A 21858-nucleotide genomic window follows, 5' to 3' on the forward strand; every position below is an offset into this window, starting at 1 on the left:
GGTCAAACATCAATTCGCCGACAGGTGCTGCCATGCCCGCTTCCAGCCTCTCGCCCGTACCTACCCCACACGCCCGGGACCGCTTGCTGGATGCGGCCACCGCGCTGTTTGCCAGCCATGGCTACCAGGCCATCGGCCTGCGTGACCTGGCCAGTCACCTGGGCCTGCGCGCCGGCTCGCTGTATCACCATATCGATACCAAACAGGGCCTGCTGTTCGAGCTGATCGAGTCGAGCCTGACCGACCTGCTGTATGAAACCCGACAATGCCTCAAAGGCGCCCGAGCCACCAGTGAACGCTTGCCCTGTTTTGTACAGGCCTTTGTGACCTACAGCCAAGCCAACCCGGACAAGCTGGTGTTGCTGACGCGGGAGGCCATGAATCTGAACGAGGAGCAACTGTTGCAAGTTGAACAGTTGAAAGCTGAATACAGCGGGCTACTCAGCGACATCGTCGCCGCCGAGTGCGGCCTGACGACTCCGCGCGCGCGGTCGATTGCCCATGCAGTGCTGGGCTTGCTGTGCGGGCAGGCGCAATGGGGGACTGTAATGACCGCCAAGGAGCAACTGGTGACCTTCGTGCAGGGCATCGTCGGTACCGGCAAAACAGCCGTACATCGATAAAATAGAATAACAATATAAATTCTTATTCTTTTTTTAATGAAAAATAATCCTCTATAACTCTCGCCACTGCACAGCCGCCAACACTTGGCCAACTGTTGGCAGCGCAACACCCGATCAACACGAAACGCCCGTCCGGCAACAGCAGATCGCCTTTGAAAAGTTGCTGACTTGTTGATTTATAGGGATTTTTTAATTCGGCACGACGATTGCTCAAGCAAAGTCCCGCTCAACCAGAACCGGAGACCTGCCCATGAGCACCCCACTGAACGTCGTAGCCCTGTCCGGCGGTACTTCCCGCCCTTCGCGCACCCTGGCCCTGACCGAGGCAATCCTGGCCGAGCTGGCCGAACACCTGCACATCAAGCCGCACCTGATCGAACTGGGCGACATCGCCCGTCCGCTGGGCAGTGCCCTGTGGCGCAGCGAACTGCCCGAAACCGTCGAACAGCAGCTGCGCCTGGTGGAAAAGGCCGACCTGCTGGTGGTGACCACACCCGTGTACCGTGGCAGTTTCACCGGCCACTTCAAGCACCTGTTCGACCTGATCGGCCAGGACGCCCTGGTCGACACCCCGGTACTGCTCGCTGCCACCGGTGGCAGCGAACGCCATGCACTGGTGCTCGACCACCAGCTGCGCCCGCTGTTCAGCTTCCTGCAGGCCCTGACCCTGCCCATCGGCGTGTTCGCCAGCCAGGCGGAACTGGCCGACTATCGGGTGTCCAGCGATGCCCTCGCCGCCCGCATCCGCCTGGCCGCCGAGCGTGCCGTGCCGCTGTTCGGCGCCCACCACGCATTGCGTAAAAGCGCCTGAGGAGCGGCCATGAATGCACCTGTAAATGCCCCCCTGCGCCCGGCGTTGGCAATCGCCCGAGAACTGGCCGGGCAGTTTGCCCAGACCGCCGTCGAGCGCGACGAGCGCGGCGGCACGCCAAAAGCCGAGCGCGATGCGCTGCGTGGCAGCGGCCTGCTGTCGCTGGCGATCCCGCAGGCCTTCGGCGGCCAGGGCGCCAACTGGCACGACACCTTCGCGGTGGTGCGCGAATTCGCCCGGGTCGACAGCTCCATCGCCCATGTATTCGGCTTTCACCACCTGATGCTGGCCACCGTTCGCCTGTTCTCACGCCCGGACCAGTGGCAGCCGTGGTTTGAACAGACCGCCCGCAAACAGTGGTTCTGGGGTAATGCCCTGAACCCGCTGGACACGCGCACGGTGGTCAAGCACTTCGACGGCTGGTGCGAGTTCTCTGGCAAGAAAAGCTTCTGCTCCGGCGCCAGCGACTCAGAAATGCTCATCGCCTCGGCGGTGGACGAACGTGCCGGCGGCAAACTGCTGATCGCCGCCATTCCCAGCGGCCGCACCGGCATCAGCCTGCACCGCGACTGGAACAACATCGGCCAGCGCCAGACCGACAGTGGCAGCGCCACATTCGAACGTGTGCGGGTCGAGCACAATGAACTGCTGCTCGACCCAGGCCCCCTGAGCACGCCGTTTGCCGCCCTGCGGCCGCTGATTGCCCAGTTGCACTTCGCCAACCTGTTCCTTGGCATTGCCGAGGGCGCCTTCGACGAAGCCCGCCAGTACACGCTGAAGGAAAGCCGGCCGTGGTTCCGCTCCAGCGCCGCCAGCAGTGCCGAAGACCCTTACGTGCTGCGTCATTACGGCGAGTTCTGGGTCGGCCTGGAAAGCGTGCGCCTGCTGATCGAACGGGCCGCGCGCCAACTGGACGCCGCCTGGGCCAAGGAACATGCCCTCACCGCCGAGGAGCGCGGCGACCTGGCGCTGGCCATCGGCACCGCCAAGGTCGCCGCCAGCCGTCACGGCCTGGACATCTGCAACCGCCTGTTCGAAGTCACCGGTGCCCGTGCCACCCATGCCTCGCTGCGCTTCGACCGGCACTGGCGCAACCTGCGCACACAAACCCTGCACGACCCGGTGGACTACCGCATCCACGAACTCGGCGAGTGGGCCCTCAACGACAAACGTCCTGCCCCATCCTTCTACTCCTGAGGACTGCCCATGCAACTGCTGACCCTCCCCCCGTCACCGACACTGGCCACCTCGATCAGGGCGACCGCACAGGTCTTCGAAGACCCCAGATCGCAGGCGCTGCTCGCTCACTTGCAACAGGTCGCCCCCAGCGAGGCCAGCGTCCTGATCATTGGCGAAACCGGCACGGGCAAGGAGCTGGTCGCGCGCCACATCCACAACCTCAGCGGCCGGCGCAACGGGCCGTTCGTTGCGGTCAACTGCGGCGCATTCTCCGAATCGCTGGTGGAAGCCGAACTGTTCGGCCATGAAAAAGGCGCCTTCACCGGCGCCCTGTCGGCCAAGGCCGGCTGGTTCGAGGAGGCCAACGGCGGCACCCTGTTCCTCGACGAGATCGGCGACTTGCCACTGCCGATCCAGGTCAAGCTGCTGCGCGTGCTGCAGGAGCGCGAGGTGGTACGGCTTGGGTCGCGCAAGAGCATCCCGATCAACGTGCGGGTACTGGCTGCGACCAACGTGCAGCTGGAAAAGGCCATCAATGCCGGGCATTTCCGCGAAGACCTGTATTACCGCCTGAACGTGGTGACCTTGCAGTTGCACCCGTTGCGCGACCGCCCGGGTGACATCCTGCCGCTGGCCCGGCACTTCATCCGCACTTACAGCGACCGGCTTGGCTACGGACCGGTGGAACTGAGCCCCAAGGCACAGACCAAGCTGGTGGAATACAGTTGGCCGGGCAATATCCGTGAGCTGGAAAACGTGATTCACCACAGCTTGCTGACCTGTGGCGACGGTACGATACAGGCACAGGACCTGCGTTTGTCCAACCTGCGCATCGAGCGACAAGAAGAGGAGCCGGCAGGCAATGGTGTGGAGGACCTGCTACAGCGGGCATTCAGCCGGCTGTACGAGGAGCAGTCGGGCGACCTGTACGAGAAAGTGGAAAACGCCCTGCTGCGCTCGGCCTATCGGTTCTGCCATTACAATCAGGTGCATACCGCGCAATTGCTGGGGTTATCGCGCAACATCACCCGCACGCGACTGATTGCGATTGGCGAGCTGGTGGTGAACAAGCGGCGCGGGCAGGTACAGCAGGCGCTGGATAACCGGGTGGTGCGGTTGTCGATCTGAGTTTTGTAATGCCTGAGCCGGCCCTTTCGCGGCTAAAGCCGCTCCCACAGGGACAGCGCAAGCTTGAAGCTTATGCAGTACCTGTGGGAGCGGGCGTGCCCGCGAATGGGTCAGGATGCCGTGCGCGGCATCAGTTCATACGGATGCTTCCAGCCTGGCAGCGCCTGGAGCCGCGCCTTCCACGCCTCGATATGGGTGAACTCCGCCAATGGAATACCGGTGTCTTCCGGCATGAATACATACCCCGCCAACGACAGGTCGGCGATGGTCAGCCGGCCGCCAACCATGAACGGCGTCTTCGCCAGGTGCGCGTCGACAATGCGGTAAGCCGCCGTGGCACGCTCACGCAGGAACCGGGTCACGTCCGTTTCGCCGGTATTCTTCAGGCAGAACAGAAAGCGCAGCGCGGCGTAATAGCTGGTGAACTTGTGGTTGTCGAACAGCATCCAGCGCCAGATCTCGCGCTTTTCGTCATCGTCACGGGGCCCGAACTGGCCGGTCTGTTCGGCGAGGTAGTCCAGAATCAGCGCAGACTGGGTGAAACGCTTGCCAGCGTGCTCCATCACCGGCACCTCGCCCTGCTCGTTCACCTCATCGCGCCAGGTTTGCTCACGTGTCTGGCCATGGAAGAAGTCGACGAACACCGGCTGCCAGTCCTGACCCGTGAGTTCGAGCATCAGCGCAGCCTTGTAGGCGTTGCCGGATTCGGCGAAGCAATGCAGCTTGTAGTCGGGCATGGTGGGACCTTCAGTTTCCTTTGAATGATCGTATCGAGTCATTCACGGGTTCACCCGCGAAGAAGCCGTAGCGCCGAGCAAATCACGCTCGGCCCGGCGCGGTCAATCCGTCCGCAGGCAATCCTGCAGCCATAACATCCCGTTCCCCGTCCCTCCCGTCATAGTCCCCGCCCAACCGCCAATGCCATAGTGGACAAAACAACACGGATAAAAACCATGTACAGAAACACCTCTACCCCCGCGCACGACAACGGTTGCGGCGGTTTCGGCGCCAACCCACGCCACATCGCCCGTGCCGGACGCCAGCATCGCGATTCGTTCGAGCGGCGCTTCCCGATGCTGTCTGGCATGGCGTTTGAATAGACGTGGGGTGCCTCGATGGGCCTGTCGCGCAACCACCTGTCGCACTTCGGTACCCTCGCTCCCAACATGCATGCGGCGCTGTGCTGCAACGGCCTTGCCATCACCCGTGGCACAGCTACCGTTACCCTGCTGGCCGACTGGGTGAGCGGCGAACGCGACGCGCTGATCGACGTCCTTCTGGACTCCGCAGGCCCCAACCGCAACCCGCCGGAGCCGCTGCTGAGCGCCGGCGTCAACCTCAACCTGCACCGGGGCCAGCGCCGCGCCGGCCTGCAAAGCTGATCAGGAGGCACCATGCATAGCCTTGGCATTCTCGGGGTGGGCGAGCTCACCGAAAAAACAGTCATCGGCCTGCGTCGCAGCGGTTTCGAAGGCCCCATCCTGTTGTCACCGCGCAATGCGCAACGGGCAGCCGTGCTGGCCCAGGAGCATGGTTGCCAGGTGATGGCAAGCAACCAGGCAGTGGTCGACCAGGCAGAACTTGTGATCCTTGGCGTGCGCCCGCAATCGCTCGCCGAACTGGCAAATGACGTACAGCTGCGCTCAGGCCAGCGCCTGGTCTCGCTCGCCGCCGGGGTCAACCTTGCGCAACTGTCCACCGCGTTCCCTGGTGCCCTCTGTGTGCGTGCGATGCTGTCGTATGCGGCGCAGTACAACCAGTCCACGGTAGTGGTGTGCCCACCCGATGCGCTCACTACGCAGTACCTGGAGCCACTGGGCAAACTGGTGGTGCTGCAGGGCGAGCCGGAATTCGAGCTGGCCACCGTGGCGGCGTGCATGAATGGCTGGTTCTACTTCTTGCTGCACGACCTGCAGCAGTGGCTGATGGACAAAGGCCTGCCCGCAACCGAAGCGCGTGCGCTGGTGCTGGGCAACCTGCAAGACTGCGTGGCCAGTGCCGGGCAGCAGCCAGCGTGTACGCTCAAGGCCTTGGGCGAGGCCATTGCCACGCCGGGCACCTTTACTGCCGATGGCCTCGCGGTGCTGATGCATCAGCCGGTAAGCGCCACCTGGGGCGCGGCATGCGAGGTGGTACTAGACGGGCTGTTGACGCGGTCAGGGCTGGCCGGGCAGTAAGGGATGATCGAACGTATCAGCCCCCGGTAAACGGACCAGCCGTTTTCGTGTGCTTTGCCCGGGGGAAGACCACCAACCAGTTGGCCTGCCCCTGCCTCGGGGGCCGCGCGGCGGCCCCGACAATCTCCAGCCTGCAAAGGGAACTACCCGCCCCCCTGGCCCTCTTAAACACTGAGTGGTTTATTTCCCTGTGCTTCACGTATTGGAGAACTCGACATGCGCCACCTACTCCTCGCCCCTGCGCTGCTGCTCCTGCTGCCTGCCGGTGCTGCCCTGGCCCGCGTCGATGCGGGCGACGTCGCCACCTCAGCCGGTGTTTCCGCTTCGCTGTATTCGACCTTCAAGGACGACAAACGGATCATCCCGGCCCGTGACGAGCTTTCTGCCTTCGTCGCCAGCGGCGGTGCAATCCGTGGCGCCTATGTAGAGTCGGCGCTGGAACAGGCGCGCAAGGACCACCCAGGGCTACAGGCCAATGATGAAGAACTGGCCAGGGCTATTCTTTCCCAGGATGACCGCATAGCCGATCATTGAGGCAATCCTGTGCCGGCCCTTTCGCGGGCTTGCCCGCGAAAGGGCCGGCACAGGCAGCATCACCCCCAACCATCCATGCGCATGGTCGCCCTGACCAGGCGCTGCTCTTCCTGCTCGATCTCCCGCAAACTGTCGCGTATCCCGTTGATATGCTCACGCGCAGCCCGCTGCGCCTGCTCCGGCAATTGCTCCATCACCGCCTGATACAACCGCGCATGCTGCCGATCAATCTGGCGTTTCTGCGCCGGCCGGCAGTACAGGTTGTTGACCGAAGCAAACACGGTGCTCAAGGTCAGATCACTGAGCGATTGCAGGGTATGCACCAGCACCGGGTTATGTGACGCCTCGCTGATCGCCCGATGGAAGGCATGGTCACGGCGGGCATGCTCACGGGCGTCCAGCGCCTGGGCCGACTCGTGGGCAGCCAGCATTTCTTCATAACGCCGGCGAATCAGCAAGCGGTCGACCTCGGTGGCACGCAACGCTGCCAGCCGCGCCGACTCGGCCTCCAGCAAAGCCCGTACCTCCAGCAAGTCGAACAGCGTGCGTGGCTGCGAACTAAACAGGTGCATCAATGGGGTGGCACCCACCTGCCCCGTCAGGTCCGCAACGAACGAGCCTCGCCCCTGCTCGGTGTCGATGATGCCGCGCCCGCGCAAAATGCGTAGCCCTTCACGCAGGGCCGAGCGTGAACAACCCAGCTTCTCTACCAGCCGCCGCTCCGATGGCAGGGCCTGGCCCACCTTCAACACGCCGTCGACGATCAGCCGCTCGACCCGCTCGGCCACCTGGTCGGCGACCTTGGCTTTGCCGTCAGTAACCATTGTGCCCCCTCCTGCTGGTAGGACCAGTTAGCCCATCTATCCAAATCTAGCCGGGTAAACCTATCAATAACCAGTACCACGGCGAAAAACTGGTAGGACCAGTGCCCGCCATGCTCGACCCCAGGCGCTGGCACGCGCAGGCTGCAACCGTGACCGCTTTGCCAACAACAACAAAAACCGTTGCCGAGTGAGCCGATGAATATCCTGTACGACGAACGCGTCGATGGCGCGCTACCCGCCGTGGACCAGGCAGCCCTGCTGCAGGCACTGCACAGCGCCCTGCCGGACCTCGATATCCTGCACCGCGAAGAAGACCTGAAACCCTACGAATGCGATGGCCTGTCGGCCTATCGCACGGTGCCGCTGCTGGTGGTGCTGCCCGAGCGCCTGGAGCAGGTGCAGACGCTGCTCAAGCTCTGCCACCAACGCGGCGTACCGGTGGTAGCGCGTGGCGCCGGTACCGGCCTGTCGGGGGGTGCCCTGCCGCTGACCAAGGGGATCCTGCTGGTAATGGCACGTTTCAACCGCATCCTTGAGGTCAACCCACAGGGCCGCTACGCCCGTGTGCAACCCGGCGTACGCAACCTGGCCATCTCCCAGGCCGCCGCACCTCATGGTATGTACTACGCGCCAGACCCGTCCTCGCAAATCGCCTGCTCCATTGGTGGCAACGTCGCCGAGAACGCAGGTGGCGTGCACTGCCTCAAATACGGCCTGACCGTGCATAACCTGCTGAAGGTGGACATTCTCACGGTCGAAGGTGAACACCTGACCTTGGGTAGCGATGCCCTGGACAGCCCCGGCTTCGACCTGCTGGCACTGTTCACCGGCTCTGAAGGCATGCTCGGCATTGTCACCGAAGTGACCGTGAAACTGCTGCCCAAGCCTCAGGTGGCACGGGTGCTGCTGGCCAGTTTCGACAGCGTCGAGGACGCTGGCCGGGCAGTGGCTGACATCATCGCCGCCGGCATCATTCCAGGCGGCCTGGAGATGATGGACAACCTGGCAATCCGCGCCGCCGAAGACTTCATCCACGCCGGCTACCCGGTGGACGCGGCGGCCATCCTGTTATGCGAACTGGACGGCGTGGAGGCCGATGTGCACGACGACTGCGAACGGGTGGCCGCGGTGCTGACGCAAGCCGGCGCCCGCGAGGTGCGGCTGGCCTGCGATGAGGCCGAACGCGTGCGCTTCTGGGCCGGGCGCAAGAACGCCTTCCCGGCGGTGGGGCGCATTTCCCCGGACTACTACTGCATGGACGGCACCATCCCGCGCCGCGAACTGCCGCGGGTACTCAAGGGCATCAGTGACCTGTCCCGCGAATACGGCCTGCGCGTGGCCAACGTGTTCCACGCCGGCGACGGCAACATGCACCCGCTGATCCTGTTCGATGCCAACCTGCCCGGGGAGCTGGAGCGGGCCGAAGCCATCGGCGGCAAGATCCTCGAACTGTGCGTGGCGGTGGGCGGCAGCATTACCGGCGAGCACGGCGTAGGCCGCGAAAAAATCAACCAGATGTGCGCCCAGTTCAACAGCGACGAAATCACCCTGTTCCACGCGGTCAAGGCCGCCTTCGACCCGCAGGGCCTGCTGAACCCCGGCAAGAACATCCCCACCCTGCACCGCTGCGCCGAGTTCGGCGCCATGCATGTGCACCACGGGCAACTGCCCTTCCCTGACCTGGAGCGTTTCTGATGAGCATGGACCGCGACATCAGCCAGGCCCTGCTACAGCAGGTCACCCAGGCCTTGAACCACGGCACGCCACTACGTATCCAGGGCAGCAACAGCAAGGCCATGCTCGGCAGCCCGGTGGCCGGCGAAGTTGTCGACACCCGCAGCCACCGTGGCATCGTCAGCTACGACCCCACCGAACTGGTGCTCACCGCCCGTGCGGGCACACCGCTGCGCGAGATCGAAGCGGCCCTGCACGAGGCCGGCCAGATGCTGCCCTGCGAACCGCCGCACCTGGGCCCCGAGGCCACCCTGGGCGGCATGGTCGCGGCGGGCCTGTCCGGCCCCAGGCGGCCGTGGGCCGGGTCGGTACGTGACTACGTGCTCGGCACGCGGGTAATCACCGGCCACGGCAAGCTGCTGCGCTTTGGTGGCGAGGTGATGAAGAATGTGGCCGGTTACGATGTATCACGGCTGATGGCGGGTAGCTTCGGTTGCCTGGGGCTGTTGACTGAAATTTCCTTGAAAGTGCTGCCTCGGCCGCGCGAATGCCTGAGCCTGCGCCTGCCGATGGGCTGCCACCAGGCACTGGCCGAGCTGGCCGAATGGGGCCAGCAGCCGCTGCCGATCAGCGCGGCCTGCCATGACGGTGACGCCCTGTTCCTGCGCCTGGAAGGCGGTGAAGGCTCGGTGCAGTCGGCCCGCCAGCGGCTGGGCGGCGAAATGCTCGACAGCGGTTTCTGGAGCGACCTGCGCGAACAGCGCCTGGCGTTCTTCAGTGACCCTGCGCCGCTATGGCGTTTGTCGCTGCCCAACGCCACCGGCGAGCTGCAACTGCCCGGCCAGCAGTTGATCGACTGGGGGGGTGCCCAGCGCTGGCTGAAGTCCAGTGCACCGGCGCAGGCGATTCGCGACCACGTCGCCAAGGTGGGCGGCCACGCCACCTGCTACGCCCCCGGGGCAGCCAGCAGCCCGCCCCTGCCCGCCGCACTGATGCGTTACCACCGTGCCCTCAAGCAGCAACTCGACCCCCAGGGGGTGTTCAACCCTGGCCGCCTGTACCCGGACCTGTGAGGCCAGACCATGCAAACCAACCTGAGCGAAACAAGCCGCCGGCTGGCCCGCGCCGACGAGGCCGAAAGCATCCTGCGTTCCTGCGTGCATTGTGGGTTTTGCACCGCCACCTGCCCTACCTACCAGTTGCTGGGCGATGAACTGGACGGCCCGCGCGGGCGCATCTACCTGATCAAGCAGGTACTCGAAGGCGAGCCGGTCACCGCCAGCACCCAACAGCACCTGGACCGCTGCCTGAGTTGCCGCAACTGCGAAACCACCTGCCCATCCGGGGTCAGATACCACGACCTGCTGGACATCGGTCGCGCCGTCGTCGACCAACAAGTACCGCGCGCGCTCGGTCAGCGCCTGCTGCGCCAGGGCCTGCGTGCGGTAGTGCCGCGCCCGGCGCTGTTCAAGGCCCTGACCCGCAGCGGCCAGGCCCTGCGCCCACTGTTGCCGGCCACGCTCAAGCGCAAACTGCCGGCGCACATCACGGCACCCGGCGAGCGCCCCGCGCCGCGCCACGCACGCCAGGTGCTGATGCTGGAAGGCTGCGTGCAGCCGGCCTTGTCACCCAATACCAATGCCGCTGCGACGCGCCTGCTCGATCGCCTGGGGATTAGCGTGCAACCCATCCACCAGGCCGGCTGCTGTGGCGCGGTGGACTACCACCTCAATGCCCAGGAGCAAGGCCTGCAACGTGCGCGGCGCAATATCGACGCCTGGTGGCCGGCCATCGAAGCAGGTGCCCAGGCCATCGTGCAAACCGCCAGCGGCTGCGGGGCGTTCGTGCGCGACTATGGCCACCTGCTGGAACACGACACCCGCTACGCAGCCAAAGCGGCCAGGGTCAGCGCCCTGTCCCGCGACCTGGTAGAAGTACTGCGCGATGAGCCGGTCGAGCAACTGGGCCTGTGCGCCGAGCAACGCCTGGCCTTCCACTGCCCCTGCACGCTGCAACACGCCCTGAAACTGGGGGGTGCGGTAGAGGCGCTGCTGACGCGCCTGGGCTTTACCCTGACCTCGGTACCGGACGGCCACCTGTGTTGCGGCTCGGCTGGCACCTATTCGCTGACCCAGCCAGCGCTGTCACTGCAACTGCGTGACAACCGCCTCAACGCACTGGAAAGCGGCAAACCGCAAGTCATCGCTACCGCCAACATCGGCTGCCAGGCCCACCTCGACGGGGCCGGGCGCACGCCGGTACGGCACTGGATCGAAATCGTCGAAGCCGCCTTGAACCCGGAGACCCCCCATGCATAGCAAGTTCGTGATCGGCCAGGCCGACGTCGCCCGTGTGCTGGCCGCCGCCCGCCAGGAAGCCCTGGCCCAGCATTGGAACGTGACCATCGCCGTGGTCGACGACGGTGGCCACCCCTTGGCCCTGGAGCGCCTGGATGGCTGTGCGCCGGCCAGTGCCTACATAGCCGTGGAGAAAGCCCGCACCTCCGCGCTGGGGCGCAAGGAAACCCGGGATTACGAGGAAATGGTCAATGGGGGCCGCACTGCATTCGTCACCACACCGCTGCTGACCAGCCTGGAAGGTGGCGTGCCACTGCGGGTGGATGGCCAGGTGGTGGGTGCCATTGGTGTGTCCGGGGTCAAGTCCGAACAGGATGCCCAGGTGGCCAAGGCTGGAGCTGCAGCCCTGTAGATCCTGTGCTGGCTTCTTCGCGGGCTTGCCCGCGAAGAGGCCAGAACAGGTGACTGAATTCCCGAAGACAGAACATCGAGCGAACAGACAATGCCAAACGAACTCCAGATCGCCCCCACCCTCCAGCACTTCATCGAAGACGAAGTCCTCCCCGGCACCGGCATCGAAGCCAACGCTTTCTGGCAAGGCTTCAGCACCTTGGTCCACGACCTCGCCCCGCAAAACCGCGCCCTGCTCGCCGAACGCCAGCGCCTGCAAACCGAGCTGGACAACTGGCACCGCCAACACCCTGGCCCGATCCGCGACATGGCCGCCTACCAGCACTTTCTGCAAGGCATCGGCTACCTGGTCGACGCTCCCGAAAACGTGCAGATCAGCACCGCCAACGTTGACCGTGAAATCGCCTTGCAAGCCGGCCCGCAGCTGGTCGTGCCGCTGAGCAATGCCCGCTACGCCCTCAACGCCGCCAACGCCCGCTGGGGTTCGCTGTACGATGCGCTGTACGGCACCGATGCCATCGCCGAAACCGCTGGCGCCGAACGCGGCCAAGGCTACAACCCGGTGCGCGGCGCCAAGGTAATTGCCTATGGCCGGCAGTTCCTCGACGCTAGCGCCCCACTCGACGGCGCTTCACACAGCGACGCCACTGCCTACGTGATCGACCAGGGCACGCTACGGGTCACCCTGGCCGACGGCCGCCAGGCCGTATTGCACAATCGCGCACAACTGCGGGGTTACCAGGGAGAGCCGAACACACCCACGGCGATCCTGTTGCAGCACCACCAGCTGCATTTCGAAATCCAGATCGACCCGACCAGTGCGATCGGCCAGCAGGACCTGGCCGGGGTCAAGGACATCACCCTGGAAGCCGCACTGACCACCATCATCGACTGCGAAGACTCGGTAGCGGCCGTGGATGCCGACGACAAAGTCCACGTCTACCGCAACTGGCTCGGCCTGATGAAGGGTGACCTGAGCGAACAGGTGAGCAAAGGCAGCAAAACCTTCAACCGCACCCTGGCTGCAGACCGCCATTACCACGGTATAGACGGCCTCCCCCTGACACTACCGGGCCGCTCGCTGCTGTTCATCCGCAACGTCGGCCACCTGATGACCAACCCGGCCATCCACGACCGTGATGGCCGTGAAATTCCCGAAGGTATCCTCGATGCCGTGATTACCAGCCTGATCGGTCTGCACGACCTCAAGCGCCGCGGCAATTCCCGCGAAGGCAGCCTGTACATCGTCAAACCGAAGATGCACGGGCCGGCCGAAGTAGCCTTCGCCGACCAGTTGTTCGGCCGCGTCGAAGCCCTGCTGGGCCTGCCGGCACAGACCCTGAAGATGGGCATCATGGACGAGGAGCGGCGCACCAGCGTCAACCTCAAGGCCTGTATCGCCAGCGCGGCATCCCGGGTGGTGTTCATCAATACCGGCTTCCTCGACCGCACCGGTGACGAAATGCACAGCGCCATGGAAGCCGGCGCCATGCTGCGCAAGGGCGACATGAAAGGCAGCGCCTGGATCCAGGCCTACGAACGCAGCAACGTGCTGGTCGGGCTGGCTTGTGGCCTGCGCGGCAAGGCACAGATCGGCAAGGCATGTGGGCCATGCCCGACCTGATGGCGGCCATGCTGGAACAGAAAGTTGCCCAGCCAAAGGCCGGTGCCAACACCGCCTGGGTGCCGTCGCCCACTGCCGCCACCCTGCATGCGCTGCACTACCACCAGGTAGACGTAGCTGCCGTGCAGCAGACGCTGGAACAGGTAGACCTGGGGGCCCTGCGTGGCGCATTGCTGCATGACCTGCTGAGCATTCCGGTCAGCCCCGAACGGCCGTGGAGCGCCGCTGATATCCAGGCTGAGCTGGACAACAACTGCCAAGGCATCCTCGGTTACGTGGCGCGCTGGGTCGAGCAAGGGGTCGGCTGCTCCAAGGTGCCGGACATTCACGATGTGGGCCTGATGGAGGACCGCGCCACCTTGCGCATTTCAGCGCAGCACATTGCCAACTGGCTGCACCATGGGGTAGTCGGGGCCGAGCAGGTCGAGGCGACGTTGCAACGCATGGCCCAGGTGGTCGACCAGCAGAATGCCGGGGACCCGGCATACCGGCCGATGGCCACCGGTTTCGAAACATCGTATGCCTTCCGAGCTGCGCGGGACCTGGTGTTCAAAGGGCGCGAGCAGCCCAGCGGCTATACCGAGCCGTTGCTGCATGGCTGGCGGTTGCGCTTCAAGCAGGAAGTTCAACGCTAGCCCAGGCTGCGCGGTCACTCCAGGAGCGGCCTTGTGGCGCGATCGGGTGGGGACGAATTGTGCCGCAGGCACCCGCCTGCTGCCAGTCAAGGGTGGTATTCCGGCAGCTTCAGACATTTCCCACAGGGTTCTCGGAAGTGTCTTACTTGCTACCGCCGCCCGCAGAAAACAAGATCGGGGCTGGATCAAGCAACGCTGCGCTCCAGAGGAGGCTCCGCATGCACCTGTACGCCCGCCCCATCGCCGAACTGCGCAGCAGCCTGCGCGAAATGCTGGCCCATGACATGAGTAACCCCGATGAAGACCCACACCTGTCGGGGGTCATGTTCTTCTGCGCCACCGATGAGCATTCCCGGCAATTGATCGAACGCATCGAGTTGCTGGCCAGCGAGGTGTTCTTCGACGCGAACGGGCGGGCCATTTCAGAGTATATGAAGGCTTCGACGGTAGAAGGCGTGCGCATCAGGCGCAACCGCAACGCGGCAGAGGATGAGACAGTAATACGCATCGCGCTGGCGGAAAAAGGCTACATCACTGTCAGCGCCGCCCGGTTCTGAGCTTTTTGGGGCTGCTTTGCAGCCCATCGCCGGCAAGCCAGCTCTCATAGGGGTCGCGTCAAGCCTGTGGGGCACGCGATACCTGTGGGAGCCTTCCTGCCCAATCCGCTATCCTGAGCACTCCCCCGCTCCGGACCCGCCCATGGAACTGCACATTCGCCTGGAGGGCCGCAAAGGCCTGGCCGAGCAGCTTTACCAGCAATTGCGCGCCGGTATCGACAGCGGCCACCTGGCCGCCGGCAGCCAACTGCCACCCACCCGCCTGCTGGCAGCACAACTGGGCGTATCGCGCAAGACCGTGGCCGAGGCTTACTCACGGCTGACCTACGACAACCTGCTCAGCGGCGTGGTCGGCCGCGGCACGTTCATCACCCCGCGCCAACCACTGCGCAGCAATGAATCAGCCAGCATTCCCCTGGCCGGCGCTGCATCCCTTGAACGCTGGCAGCAGCGCGCCACCGTGCTCGCTCAACGCCAGCTGCAAACGCCCTCGCGCTATGACTTTGTCGGCGGTGCATCGAGCAAGTCGCAGTTCCCGTTCGACCAATGGCGCAGCTGCCTGAATTACGCGCTGCGCCGCAGCCAGCGCCACCCCGAGCGGCAGTTTCAGGCCCAGGGCCTGCCAGAGCTGCGCGAGGCCATTGCCCACCACATCGCCTACGCCCGCGGCGTGCACTGCAGCGCAGCCGATCTGCTGGTGTGCAACGGTGCCCAGCAAGCGCTGGACCTGATCGCCCGGGTACTGGTCGAGCCAGGCTGTCAGGTGGCCATGGAAGACCCCGGCTACCCGCCGGCACGGCAACTGTTCCTGGCCCTTGGCGCACGCCTGCAGTCCGTGCCGGTGGATGATGAAGGCCTGTGCGTGGAGCAGATCGCCGATGGCACCCGGCTGATCTACGTAACGCCCTCGCACCAGTTCCCGCTGGGTATGCCGATGAGCGAGCCACGCCGACACGCCCTGCTGGCAAGGGCCGCGGAACTGGGTGCACTGATCATCGAAGACGACTACGACTGCGAGTTCCGCTACCACGGGCCAGCCTCGGACGCACTCCAGCGCCTGGACCGGCATGGGCTGGTGGCCTATGTCGGGACCTTTTCCAAGACCTTGCTGCAAGAACTGCGGCTGGGCTATGCCGTACTGCCGCCTGCCGTACTGCAGGCCGCTTGCGTGGCCAAGCACCTCAGCGACTGGCACAGCCCGACTTTGCTGCAGTGGGCGCTGGCGCGTTTTTTGGGCGAAGGCCACCTGAACAAGCATATCCGCCGCTGCCACGAGGTCTACAGCGCACGTCGCGAGCGCATCCTGGCGCGCCTGGGGGGCGACCTGTCGCCGTGGCTCAGCGCCATCCCTGCCAGCGCCGGCTTCCACCTCAGTGCACTGGCCAATCCCGGGGTCGATGTCGAACTGCTGGCCAACCTCGCGCGCAAGGTAGAGGTCGGCCTGTACTCGCTGGCGCCATTCTTCAGCGAAGCGCCGGTACGCCCGGGGTTATTGCTGGGCTTCGGCGCCATCGAGCTGCTGGACATTGACCCGGCGCTGGACCGGGTGCGCGATACCCTGCAACGCCTCAGCTGACCGGCGCAGCCTTGCCTGGCGCGGCGGGGCGCGCGATGGCTGCGGCATAGCCACGCGGACTGAACCAGCGGGTTACCAGCAACATGGCCATCACGGTCACAGTGAGCAGCGTCCACGACGCCTGGAAGTCACCACTCACGTCACGCAGCCAGCCGGTGATATACGGCACTATACCGGTGATGATGAAACCGATGCCCTGCACGAAAGCGGCCAGGCTGCCGGCCTCGGCGGGCGTCTTCAAGTGCTCCAGGGTCAGGGTCAGGCATTGGCTGAAGCAGGCGCCCAGGCCAAAACCGATCATCGCGACCCACAGCCCCGCCGCCTGCGTGGGTGCCAGCAGCAGGCCGAGAAAACCGGCCAGCTGGATCGCCAGAGCCAACCACAAGCCTGGACGGCGGTCAGTCCAACGCCGCAGCAACAGCGGCAACCCCAGTGCACCGGCCACCTGGAAGACCGTCATCAGGCCCACCAGGTCTGCACCGCCCTGAGCACTGCCGCCGTGCTCGAGATGGTACGCCGGCAGCCACGCCACCATGCTGGTGTAGCCGCCGTTGATCAGGCCGAAATACAGGGCCAGCAACCAGGCCCGGCGCGTGCCGAACCAGTGCCCGCCAGCAGCGCCGGCCAGCGTTGGCGCCCCCTGCCGTGGCCGCCATACCGCCCATGCCACCAGCGCCAACAGCGCCGGGATCGCCCAAAGGCCCAGGCCGACCTGCCAGTGGCCGAAATGGTCGCTGATATGGGGGCCAAGCACGGCAGCCATGCCGCCACCGCTCATCAACGCTGCCGAGTACAGCCCCATCGCCCCCGCCAGGCGGCTGGGGAACCAGCGGTTGACCAGGCCAGGCATCATGCCCTGCACCACCGCCACCCCCAGGCCGGCGACCACGGCACTGGCAATCAGCGCCCAGGCGCTGTCCAGTTGCAGGCGCCACAGGCAGGCCAGGGCGATTGCAGCCAGGCCACCGAGCATGCCGCCATGCTCGCTGATCCAGCGTCGCAACCATGGCTGCAGCAACGGCACCAGGCCCATGCACAGTACCGGCAACGCCGTCAGCAAGGCAGCCTGCTGGTAGCCCAGCCCGGTGCTGGCGCGCATGGGTTCGAGTAACGGGCCGATACTGGTCAGGATCGGCCGCAGGTTCAGCGCCAGCAGGATCACCAGCAACAGGTTCAAAGCAGCTCTCATTGCGCATCGGTTCTCGGGTAACAGGACCCAGGCATTATCCCGGCTTGGCAGGGCTGGCAGAAATGAAGAGATTGGATGCTTGTCAGTGGCCACCTGAATGGGCGATTGGCCTCCCGCTTATGTGCGCAATTGGCTATCGGGGAGGCCAATCGGCAGCGCTACAGTAGTGCCATTCCCATCCAGCACCCTTTGGAGACAGCCATGCACAACCGTATCGAATGGGCCAAGCACGCCCCGGAAGCCTACAAAGCCATGGTCGGCCTGGAGCAGGCCCTGGCCAAGAGCGGCCTGGAGAGTTCCCTGTTGGAGCTGGTACGTCTGCGGGCTTCGCAGGTCAACGGCTGCGCCTACTGCGTCAACCTGCACGCCAACGATGCACGCAAGGCAGGTGAGACCGAAGCACGCTTGCAGACCTTGAGCGTGTGGCGCGAAACCGCCTACTTCACCCCGCGCGAACGTGCGGCGCTGGCCTGGGTCGAAAGCCTTACCCGCCTGCCTGAGCAGGGCGCGCCACAGGGGCAATATGAAGCCCTGCAGGAACACTTCGAGCCGGCCGAGGTGGTCAACCTGACCCTGGCGATTGCCACCATCAACGCCTGGAACCGCTTCGGGGTCGGGTTTGCCATGGTGCCGGCCTGATCATTCAATGATCGCCGTACCGGCCCTATCGCCGGCAAGCCAGCGCCCACATGTCCCGCACAATATTCGAGGCCTGCGGAGACTCTGTGGGCGCTGGCTTGCCGGCGACAGGGCCGGCACAGGGAACAACTAACGCCCGGCCAACCGCGCCCTATAGCTGCCGGGGCTCTGCCCGGTCCACTTCTTGAACGCCCGGTGAAACGCACTCGGCTCCTGGAACCCGGCCTGCTCGGCTATCTCGGCAATGCTCAACACCCCCTCGCGCAACCGCTCGAAGGCCATCGCCCGGCGCACCTCATCCTTGATCTGCTGGTACGACCGCCCTTCCCGCTCCAGCTGCCGGCGGAACGTACTGGCACTGATCCCCTGCAGCTGCGCCAGCGCCGCCAAGGTCGGCCACTGCCCATAGTGCCGGGCGCGCAAATGGCGGTACACCTCCGCCACCAGCCCGTTCTGGTTGCGAAAGCGGATCACCAACCCCTGCGGTGCACTGCGCAGAAAGGTTTTCAGGGTCGCCAGGTCCTGCACCACTGGCAGACGCAGGTAGGCGCTGTCGAACTCCACTTCGGTACGGCCGCTGCCCAGGCGCAGGTCCGGCCCCCACAACAGCAGGTCGTCTTCCTGGGCCGGGCGCGAGACGGCCAGCTCGGTGCGGTCGATGGCGATCCGCCGCCCGGCCAGCCAGCACAACATGCCGATCATCAGCACCAGGTAGGTTTCCTCGGCGTACACCTGGGTCAACGGGTCGGCAATGCTCGACTGCACGCTGATCAGCGCGCGCCCACCGCGTACGGTCAGGCTGCCGCGCAGGTCGCGCAGGAACAGGCCGAAGCCAGCCATGCACTGGCGCAAGGCCTTTTCCAGGTTCGGCTCAAGGATCAGGCCCCGGCAAATCAGGGCGAAGCTGCCCAGCGGCATGCCATGGCTGTCGAGGCGGAAGAACTCGTCGTCCAGGCGCTGTATCTGTGTCAGCCACAGCTCGGCGAAGGCCTTGGCCGGTACGCGGGCCTGTGACTGCTCAAGCAGCTGGGGGTCGATGCCCACCGCGCGCAGCTGTGCATCGCGCTCGGCCGGGCTATTGCGCAGGGCGTGGAGCATGGCATTGAGAAAGTACACGGCGACCGAATCGCTATCGCGCATGGTGGTTTTCGCTGTCTATGCTGAGTGGCAAAAAGTGCCAGGTTGTTTGAACAGATCCGGCATAGGCTGCAACAGAGCCTTTGCCTAGACTCGATCCCACTCCGGGACCGCCGGCCATTCTCGCAGAGCCTGGCCCGCTCCCGCCATGCCTAAGCTTACGGAGCCTCTATGAGCAGCCCAGAAATCTATGTCGTCAGTGCCGTGCGTTCCGCCATCGGTGGTTTTGGAGGCTCGCTCAAGGACCTGCCCCTGGCCGACCTGGCCACTACCATTACCCGCGCCGCCATCGAGCGCTCGGGCGTGGCCGCCGAGCAGGTTGGCCATGTGGTCATGGGCACCGTGATCCCCACCGAACCGCGCGATGCCTACCTGTCGCGGGTTGCCGCAATGAACGCCGGCATTCCCAAGGAAACCCCTGCCTTCAACGTCAACCGCCTGTGCGGCTCGGGCCTGCAGGCCATCGTCTCTGCCACCCAGTGCCTGCTGCTCGGCGATGCCGATGTAGCCGTGGCCGCCGGTGCCGAATCCATGAGCCGTGGCCCGTACCTGCTGCCGCAGGCACGCTGGGGCGCGCGCATGGGCGACCTGCAAGGCATCGACTACACCGTAGGCGTGCTGCAGGACCCCTTCGAACACTTCCACATGGGCATCACCGCAGAAAACGTCGCCGCCAAACACGGCATTACCCGCGAGATGCAGGATGAGCTGGCCCTGACCAGCCAGCGCCGCGCCGCCCGCGCCATCGCCGAAGGCCGTTTCGACAGCCAGATCGTCCCGGTGGAGCTGAAAACCCGCAAAGGCACCGTACAGTTCGCCGTGGACGAGCACGTACGGGGCGACGTCACCGCCGAGCAACTGGCCGGCATGAAGACCGTGTTCAAGAAGGACGGCACCGTGACTGCCGGCAACGCCAGCGGCATCAACGATGGCGCGGCCGGCCTGGTGCTGGCCAGCGGTGACGCCGTGCGTCGCCTGGGCCTGAAGCCGCTGGCGCGTCTGGTGGGCTATGCCCACGCCGGTGTCGAGCCGGAACTTATGGGCCTGGGCCCGATCCCGGCCACCCGCAAGGTGCTGGAAAAGACCGGCCTGAAGCTACAGGACCTGGACGTGATCGAGTCCAACGAAGCCTTCGCCGCCCAAGCCTGCGCCGTGGCCCGCGAACTGGGCTTCGACCCGGAGAAGGTCAACCCCAATGGTTCGGGCATTTCCCTGGGCCACCCGGTGGGTGCCACTGGCGCGATCATCGCCACCAAGGCCATCCATGAGCTGCAGCGCATCCAGGGCCGCTACGCCCTGGCGACCATGTGCATCGGTGGCGGCCAAGGCATCGCCGTAGTCTTCGAGCGCGTCTGAGGGAGCCTGACACATGAGCATTGAACAGATCGCCGTGATCGGCGCCGGCACCATGGGCAACGGCATTGCCCAGGTGTGCGCCGTCGCCGGCTACCAGGTGCTGCTGGTGGATGTTTCCGACGCGGCGCTGGAGCGCGGCGTGGCCACCTTGAGCAAAAACCTCGAACGCCAGGTCAGCAAAGGCACCCTGGATGCGGACAAGGCCGCGGCGGCGAAAACGCGCATCCGCACCAGCACCGACTACGCCCAGCTCAGCGGCGCGCAGCTGGTGATCGAGGCCGCCACCGAAAGCCTGCAGCTCAAGCAGCGCATCCTGCAGCAAGTGGCCGCCAACGTCGCTGCCGACTGCCTCATCGCCACCAACACTTCGTCGCTGTCGGTGACTCAGCTGGCCGCCAGCATCGAGCACCCCGAGCGCTTCATTGGTGTGCACTTCTTCAACCCGGTACCAATGATGGCGCTGGTGGAGATCATTCGCGGCCTGCAGACCAGCGACAGCACCTACGCCCAGGCGCTGGTGGTGACCGAAAAGGTCGGCAAGACCCCGATCACCGCGGGCAACCGCCCAGGCTTTGTGGTCAACCGCATTCTGGTGCCAATGATCAACGAGGCCATCTTCGTGCGCCAGGAAGGCCTGGCCAGTGCCGAGGACATCGACACCGGCATGCGCCTGGGCTGCAACCAGCCAATCGGCCCGCTGGCACTGGCCGACCTGATCGGCCTGGATACCCTGCTGGCGATCATGGAAGCCTTCCATGAGGGCTTCAACGACAGCAAATACCGCCCTGCCCCGCTGCTGAAGGAAATGGTCGCGGCCGGCTGGCTGGGGCGCAAGAGCGGTCGCGGTTTCTTCACCTACTGAGGACGAGTCGCCATGCCTCCGGTCAATGCCGCAATGCGCTGTGCCAATTTTGAAGAGCGACGTGACCGGGCCATGGCGCTGTTTGCCGAAAAGGGCTTTGGCCAGGTCAGCATGCGCGAACTGGCGGCCCATGTGGGGCTGACTGCGGGCTCGCTGTACCATCACTTTCCCAGCAAGCAGGACCTGTTGTACGACTTGATCGAGGAGTTGTACGAAGAACTGCAGGCCACTCTGGATCAGGGGCGTAGAGCCATGGCGCGCGGGGCCTCGGCACTGGGCTGCCTGATTGCAGCGCACTGGCAATTGCATGCCGAGCGGCCGATGCAGTTTCGGCTGGCGGAGCGCGACTTGTGCTGTTTGAGCGATGACCAGCAGGCGCGCCTGGCCTTGTTGCGCAAACGTTACGAGGCGGGGTTGCTGAGGTTGATCGCGCCACAGGCAACGTTGCAGGGGCAAGCCTTGGTGGCGACGGCGCATGTGGTGGCGACGCTGCTGAACCAGTTGCCAGGGATGTTGAAGGCATTGCCCGAGGAACAGGGGCTGGGGCTGATGGAGAGCATGTTGGCAGGCGGTATAGAGCGGACCCTGCGATAGCCTGTACTGGCGCTATCGCCGGCAAGCCAGC

General features: G+C 65.0%; 21 protein-coding genes and 2 pseudogenes. 18 read left to right on the top strand and 5 right to left on the bottom strand.

All coding sequences use genetic code 11. From position 1 onward, the window contains the following. The first annotated feature begins 32 nt into the window (after nucleotides 1-32). On the top strand, nucleotides 33-623 hold the full coding sequence (locus ACK1VC_RS16305) for a TetR/AcrR family transcriptional regulator (protein ID WP_016487601.1): 591 nt from the start codon (nucleotides 33-35) through the stop codon (nucleotides 621-623). Nucleotides 624-645: 22 nt separating this feature from the next. On the opposite strand, the gene ACK1VC_RS16310 is transcribed toward ACK1VC_RS16305, so the two are convergent. Further along, a complete protein-coding gene (locus tag ACK1VC_RS16310) occupies nucleotides 646-837 on the bottom strand; it encodes a hypothetical protein (protein ID WP_191086707.1) in 192 nt (63 codons plus the stop codon). A 36-nt stretch (nucleotides 838-873) separates the two neighbouring features. Here ACK1VC_RS16310 and msuE point away from each other — a divergent pair, with 36 nt between their 5' ends. From msuE to sfnR, 3 genes are read left to right on the top strand one after another with little or no spacing between them, the layout of a single operon-like run. Further along, nucleotides 874-1434, top strand: a complete 561-nt coding sequence (gene msuE / locus ACK1VC_RS16315; protein WP_016487602.1) for an FMN reductase — start codon at nucleotides 874-876, stop codon at nucleotides 1432-1434. 9 nt (nucleotides 1435-1443) lie between these two features. Beyond that, nucleotides 1444-2631, top strand: coding sequence for an acyl-CoA dehydrogenase family protein (locus ACK1VC_RS16320; RefSeq protein ID WP_016487603.1), 1188 nt, complete (start codon nucleotides 1444-1446; stop codon nucleotides 2629-2631). 9 nt (nucleotides 2632-2640) lie between these two features. Then, nucleotides 2641-3741 carry a sigma54-dependent transcriptional activator SfnR gene (sfnR, locus tag ACK1VC_RS16325; RefSeq protein ID WP_191086708.1) on the top strand — a complete coding sequence of 367 codons (1101 nt, stop codon included), beginning with the start codon at nucleotides 2641-2643 and terminating at the stop codon, nucleotides 3739-3741. A gap of 110 nt (nucleotides 3742-3851) precedes the next feature. Here the strand turns inward: sfnR and ACK1VC_RS16330 are convergent, their stop codons facing one another. Further along, entirely contained in the window at nucleotides 3852-4478 is a 627-nt protein-coding gene (locus ACK1VC_RS16330) for a glutathione S-transferase family protein (RefSeq protein WP_016487605.1), read from the bottom strand. Between the two features lie 306 nt (nucleotides 4479-4784). Here ACK1VC_RS16330 and ACK1VC_RS16335 point away from each other — a divergent pair. The 3 genes and pseudogenes from ACK1VC_RS16335 to ACK1VC_RS16345 all read left to right on the top strand — a co-directional run. Beyond that, a pseudogene (locus tag ACK1VC_RS16335) lies at nucleotides 4785-5123 on the top strand (FAD-dependent oxidoreductase); the annotation flags it as partial. Between the two features lie 12 nt (nucleotides 5124-5135). After that, a complete protein-coding gene (locus ACK1VC_RS16340) occupies nucleotides 5136-5918 on the top strand; it encodes an NAD(P)-binding domain-containing protein (RefSeq protein ID WP_191086710.1) in 783 nt (260 codons plus the stop codon). 216 nt (nucleotides 5919-6134) lie between these two features. Then, nucleotides 6135-6452 (top strand): DUF2388 domain-containing protein, encoded by a 318-nt coding sequence (locus ACK1VC_RS16345; RefSeq protein ID WP_016487609.1) that lies wholly within the window; start codon nucleotides 6135-6137, stop codon nucleotides 6450-6452. 59 nt (nucleotides 6453-6511) lie between these two features. Here the strand turns inward: ACK1VC_RS16345 and glcC are convergent, their stop codons facing one another. Next, complete coding sequence (gene glcC, locus ACK1VC_RS16350; RefSeq protein WP_016487610.1) at nucleotides 6512-7276, bottom strand: transcriptional regulator GlcC; 765 nt, start codon at nucleotides 7274-7276, stop codon at nucleotides 6512-6514. A gap of 195 nt (nucleotides 7277-7471) precedes the next feature. Between glcC and glcD the strand changes: the two genes are divergently transcribed. The 7 genes and pseudogenes from glcD (at nucleotide 7472) to pdxR (ending at nucleotide 16050) form a co-directional block, all read left to right on the top strand. Beyond that, nucleotides 7472-8971, top strand: coding sequence for a glycolate oxidase subunit GlcD (gene glcD / locus ACK1VC_RS16355; protein WP_016487611.1), 1500 nt, complete (start codon nucleotides 7472-7474; stop codon nucleotides 8969-8971). Next, on the top strand, nucleotides 8971-10023 hold the full coding sequence (gene glcE, locus ACK1VC_RS16360; RefSeq protein ID WP_016487612.1) for a glycolate oxidase subunit GlcE: 1053 nt from the start codon (nucleotides 8971-8973) through the stop codon (nucleotides 10021-10023). Before glcD ends, glcE begins: the two co-directional genes overlap by 1 nt. A gap of 9 nt (nucleotides 10024-10032) precedes the next feature. Then, a complete protein-coding gene (glcF, locus tag ACK1VC_RS16365) occupies nucleotides 10033-11268 on the top strand; it encodes a glycolate oxidase subunit GlcF (RefSeq protein ID WP_191086711.1) in 1236 nt (411 codons plus the stop codon). Then, a complete protein-coding gene (locus tag ACK1VC_RS16370) occupies nucleotides 11261-11659 on the top strand; it encodes a heme-binding protein (protein ID WP_191086712.1) in 399 nt (132 codons plus the stop codon). The genes glcF and ACK1VC_RS16370 overlap by 8 nt, the downstream gene beginning before the upstream one ends. A 90-nt stretch (nucleotides 11660-11749) precedes the next feature. Further along, a pseudogene (locus ACK1VC_RS16375) lies at nucleotides 11750-13917 on the top strand (malate synthase G). A gap of 218 nt (nucleotides 13918-14135) precedes the next feature. Beyond that, entirely contained in the window at nucleotides 14136-14474 is a 339-nt protein-coding gene (locus ACK1VC_RS16380) for a hypothetical protein (protein ID WP_016487616.1), read from the top strand. 142 nt (nucleotides 14475-14616) lie between these two features. Then, nucleotides 14617-16050, top strand: a complete 1434-nt coding sequence (pdxR, locus tag ACK1VC_RS16385) for a MocR-like pyridoxine biosynthesis transcription factor PdxR (protein ID WP_191086713.1) — start codon at nucleotides 14617-14619, stop codon at nucleotides 16048-16050. Here pdxR and ACK1VC_RS16390 read toward each other — a convergent pair. Then, entirely contained in the window at nucleotides 16043-17239 is a 1197-nt protein-coding gene (locus ACK1VC_RS16390) for a cyanate transporter (protein WP_191086714.1), read from the bottom strand. The genes pdxR and ACK1VC_RS16390 overlap by 8 nt on opposite strands. 201 nt (nucleotides 17240-17440) lie before the next feature. On the opposite strand from ACK1VC_RS16390, the gene ACK1VC_RS16395 reads away from it, so the two are divergent. Continuing rightward, entirely contained in the window at nucleotides 17441-17878 is a 438-nt protein-coding gene (locus ACK1VC_RS16395; RefSeq protein ID WP_016487619.1) for a carboxymuconolactone decarboxylase family protein, read from the top strand. 129 nt (nucleotides 17879-18007) lie between these two features. On the opposite strand, the gene ACK1VC_RS16400 is transcribed toward ACK1VC_RS16395, so the two are convergent. Next, a complete protein-coding gene (locus tag ACK1VC_RS16400) occupies nucleotides 18008-19018 on the bottom strand; it encodes an AraC family transcriptional regulator (protein ID WP_060517320.1) in 1011 nt (336 codons plus the stop codon). 168 nt (nucleotides 19019-19186) lie between these two features. On the opposite strand from ACK1VC_RS16400, the gene ACK1VC_RS16405 reads away from it, so the two are divergent. Genes ACK1VC_RS16405 through ACK1VC_RS16415 form a run of 3 tightly spaced genes read left to right on the top strand, consistent with a single transcriptional unit; the run spans nucleotide 19187 to nucleotide 21827 of the window. Next, nucleotides 19187-20371, top strand: a complete 1185-nt coding sequence (locus tag ACK1VC_RS16405) for an acetyl-CoA C-acyltransferase family protein (protein WP_016487621.1) — start codon at nucleotides 19187-19189, stop codon at nucleotides 20369-20371. A gap of 13 nt (nucleotides 20372-20384) precedes the next feature. After that, a complete protein-coding gene (locus ACK1VC_RS16410) occupies nucleotides 20385-21233 on the top strand; it encodes a 3-hydroxybutyryl-CoA dehydrogenase (RefSeq protein WP_060517319.1) in 849 nt (282 codons plus the stop codon). Nucleotides 21234-21245: 12 nt separating this feature from the next. Beyond that, nucleotides 21246-21827, top strand: a complete 582-nt coding sequence (locus ACK1VC_RS16415; protein WP_016487623.1) for a TetR/AcrR family transcriptional regulator — start codon at nucleotides 21246-21248, stop codon at nucleotides 21825-21827. Nucleotides 21828-21858 lie beyond the last annotated feature (31 nt).

The sequence above is a fragment of the Pseudomonas sp. XP2 genome, assembly GCF_053557975.1.

Bases quoted from the DNA above. Each gene is read 5' to 3' on its own strand.
- msuE (WP_016487602.1), top strand. From the start codon at position 874: ATGAGCACCCCACTGAACGTCGTAGCCCTGTCCGGCGGTACTTCCCGC.
- sfnR (WP_191086708.1), top strand. From the start codon at position 2,641: ATGCAACTGCTGACCCTCCCCCCGTCACCGACACTGGCCACCTCGATC.
- glcE (WP_016487612.1), top strand. From the start codon at position 8,971: ATGAGCATGGACCGCGACATCAGCCAGGCCCTGCTACAGCAGGTCACC.
- ACK1VC_RS16330 (WP_016487605.1), bottom strand. From the start codon at position 4,478: ATGCCCGACTACAAGCTGCATTGCTTCGCCGAATCCGGCAACGCCTAC.
- ACK1VC_RS16410 (WP_060517319.1), top strand. From the start codon at position 20,385: ATGAGCATTGAACAGATCGCCGTGATCGGCGCCGGCACCATGGGCAAC.
- ACK1VC_RS16395 (WP_016487619.1), top strand. From the start codon at position 17,441: ATGCACAACCGTATCGAATGGGCCAAGCACGCCCCGGAAGCCTACAAA.
- pdxR (WP_191086713.1), top strand. From the start codon at position 14,617: ATGGAACTGCACATTCGCCTGGAGGGCCGCAAAGGCCTGGCCGAGCAG.
- ACK1VC_RS16400 (WP_060517320.1), bottom strand. From the start codon at position 19,018: ATGCGCGATAGCGATTCGGTCGCCGTGTACTTTCTCAATGCCATGCTC.
- ACK1VC_RS16390 (WP_191086714.1), bottom strand. From the start codon at position 17,239: ATGAGAGCTGCTTTGAACCTGTTGCTGGTGATCCTGCTGGCGCTGAAC.
- ACK1VC_RS16380 (WP_016487616.1), top strand. From the start codon at position 14,136: ATGCACCTGTACGCCCGCCCCATCGCCGAACTGCGCAGCAGCCTGCGC.
- ACK1VC_RS16345 (WP_016487609.1), top strand. From the start codon at position 6,135: ATGCGCCACCTACTCCTCGCCCCTGCGCTGCTGCTCCTGCTGCCTGCC.
- glcC (WP_016487610.1), bottom strand. From the start codon at position 7,276: ATGGTTACTGACGGCAAAGCCAAGGTCGCCGACCAGGTGGCCGAGCGG.
- glcF (WP_191086711.1), top strand. From the start codon at position 10,033: ATGCAAACCAACCTGAGCGAAACAAGCCGCCGGCTGGCCCGCGCCGAC.
- ACK1VC_RS16340 (WP_191086710.1), top strand. From the start codon at position 5,136: ATGCATAGCCTTGGCATTCTCGGGGTGGGCGAGCTCACCGAAAAAACA.
- glcD (WP_016487611.1), top strand. From the start codon at position 7,472: ATGAATATCCTGTACGACGAACGCGTCGATGGCGCGCTACCCGCCGTG.
- ACK1VC_RS16370 (WP_191086712.1), top strand. From the start codon at position 11,261: ATGCATAGCAAGTTCGTGATCGGCCAGGCCGACGTCGCCCGTGTGCTG.
- ACK1VC_RS16415 (WP_016487623.1), top strand. From the start codon at position 21,246: ATGCCTCCGGTCAATGCCGCAATGCGCTGTGCCAATTTTGAAGAGCGA.
- ACK1VC_RS16305 (WP_016487601.1), top strand. From the start codon at position 33: ATGCCCGCTTCCAGCCTCTCGCCCGTACCTACCCCACACGCCCGGGAC.
- ACK1VC_RS16405 (WP_016487621.1), top strand. From the start codon at position 19,187: ATGAGCAGCCCAGAAATCTATGTCGTCAGTGCCGTGCGTTCCGCCATC.
- ACK1VC_RS16320 (WP_016487603.1), top strand. From the start codon at position 1,444: ATGAATGCACCTGTAAATGCCCCCCTGCGCCCGGCGTTGGCAATCGCC.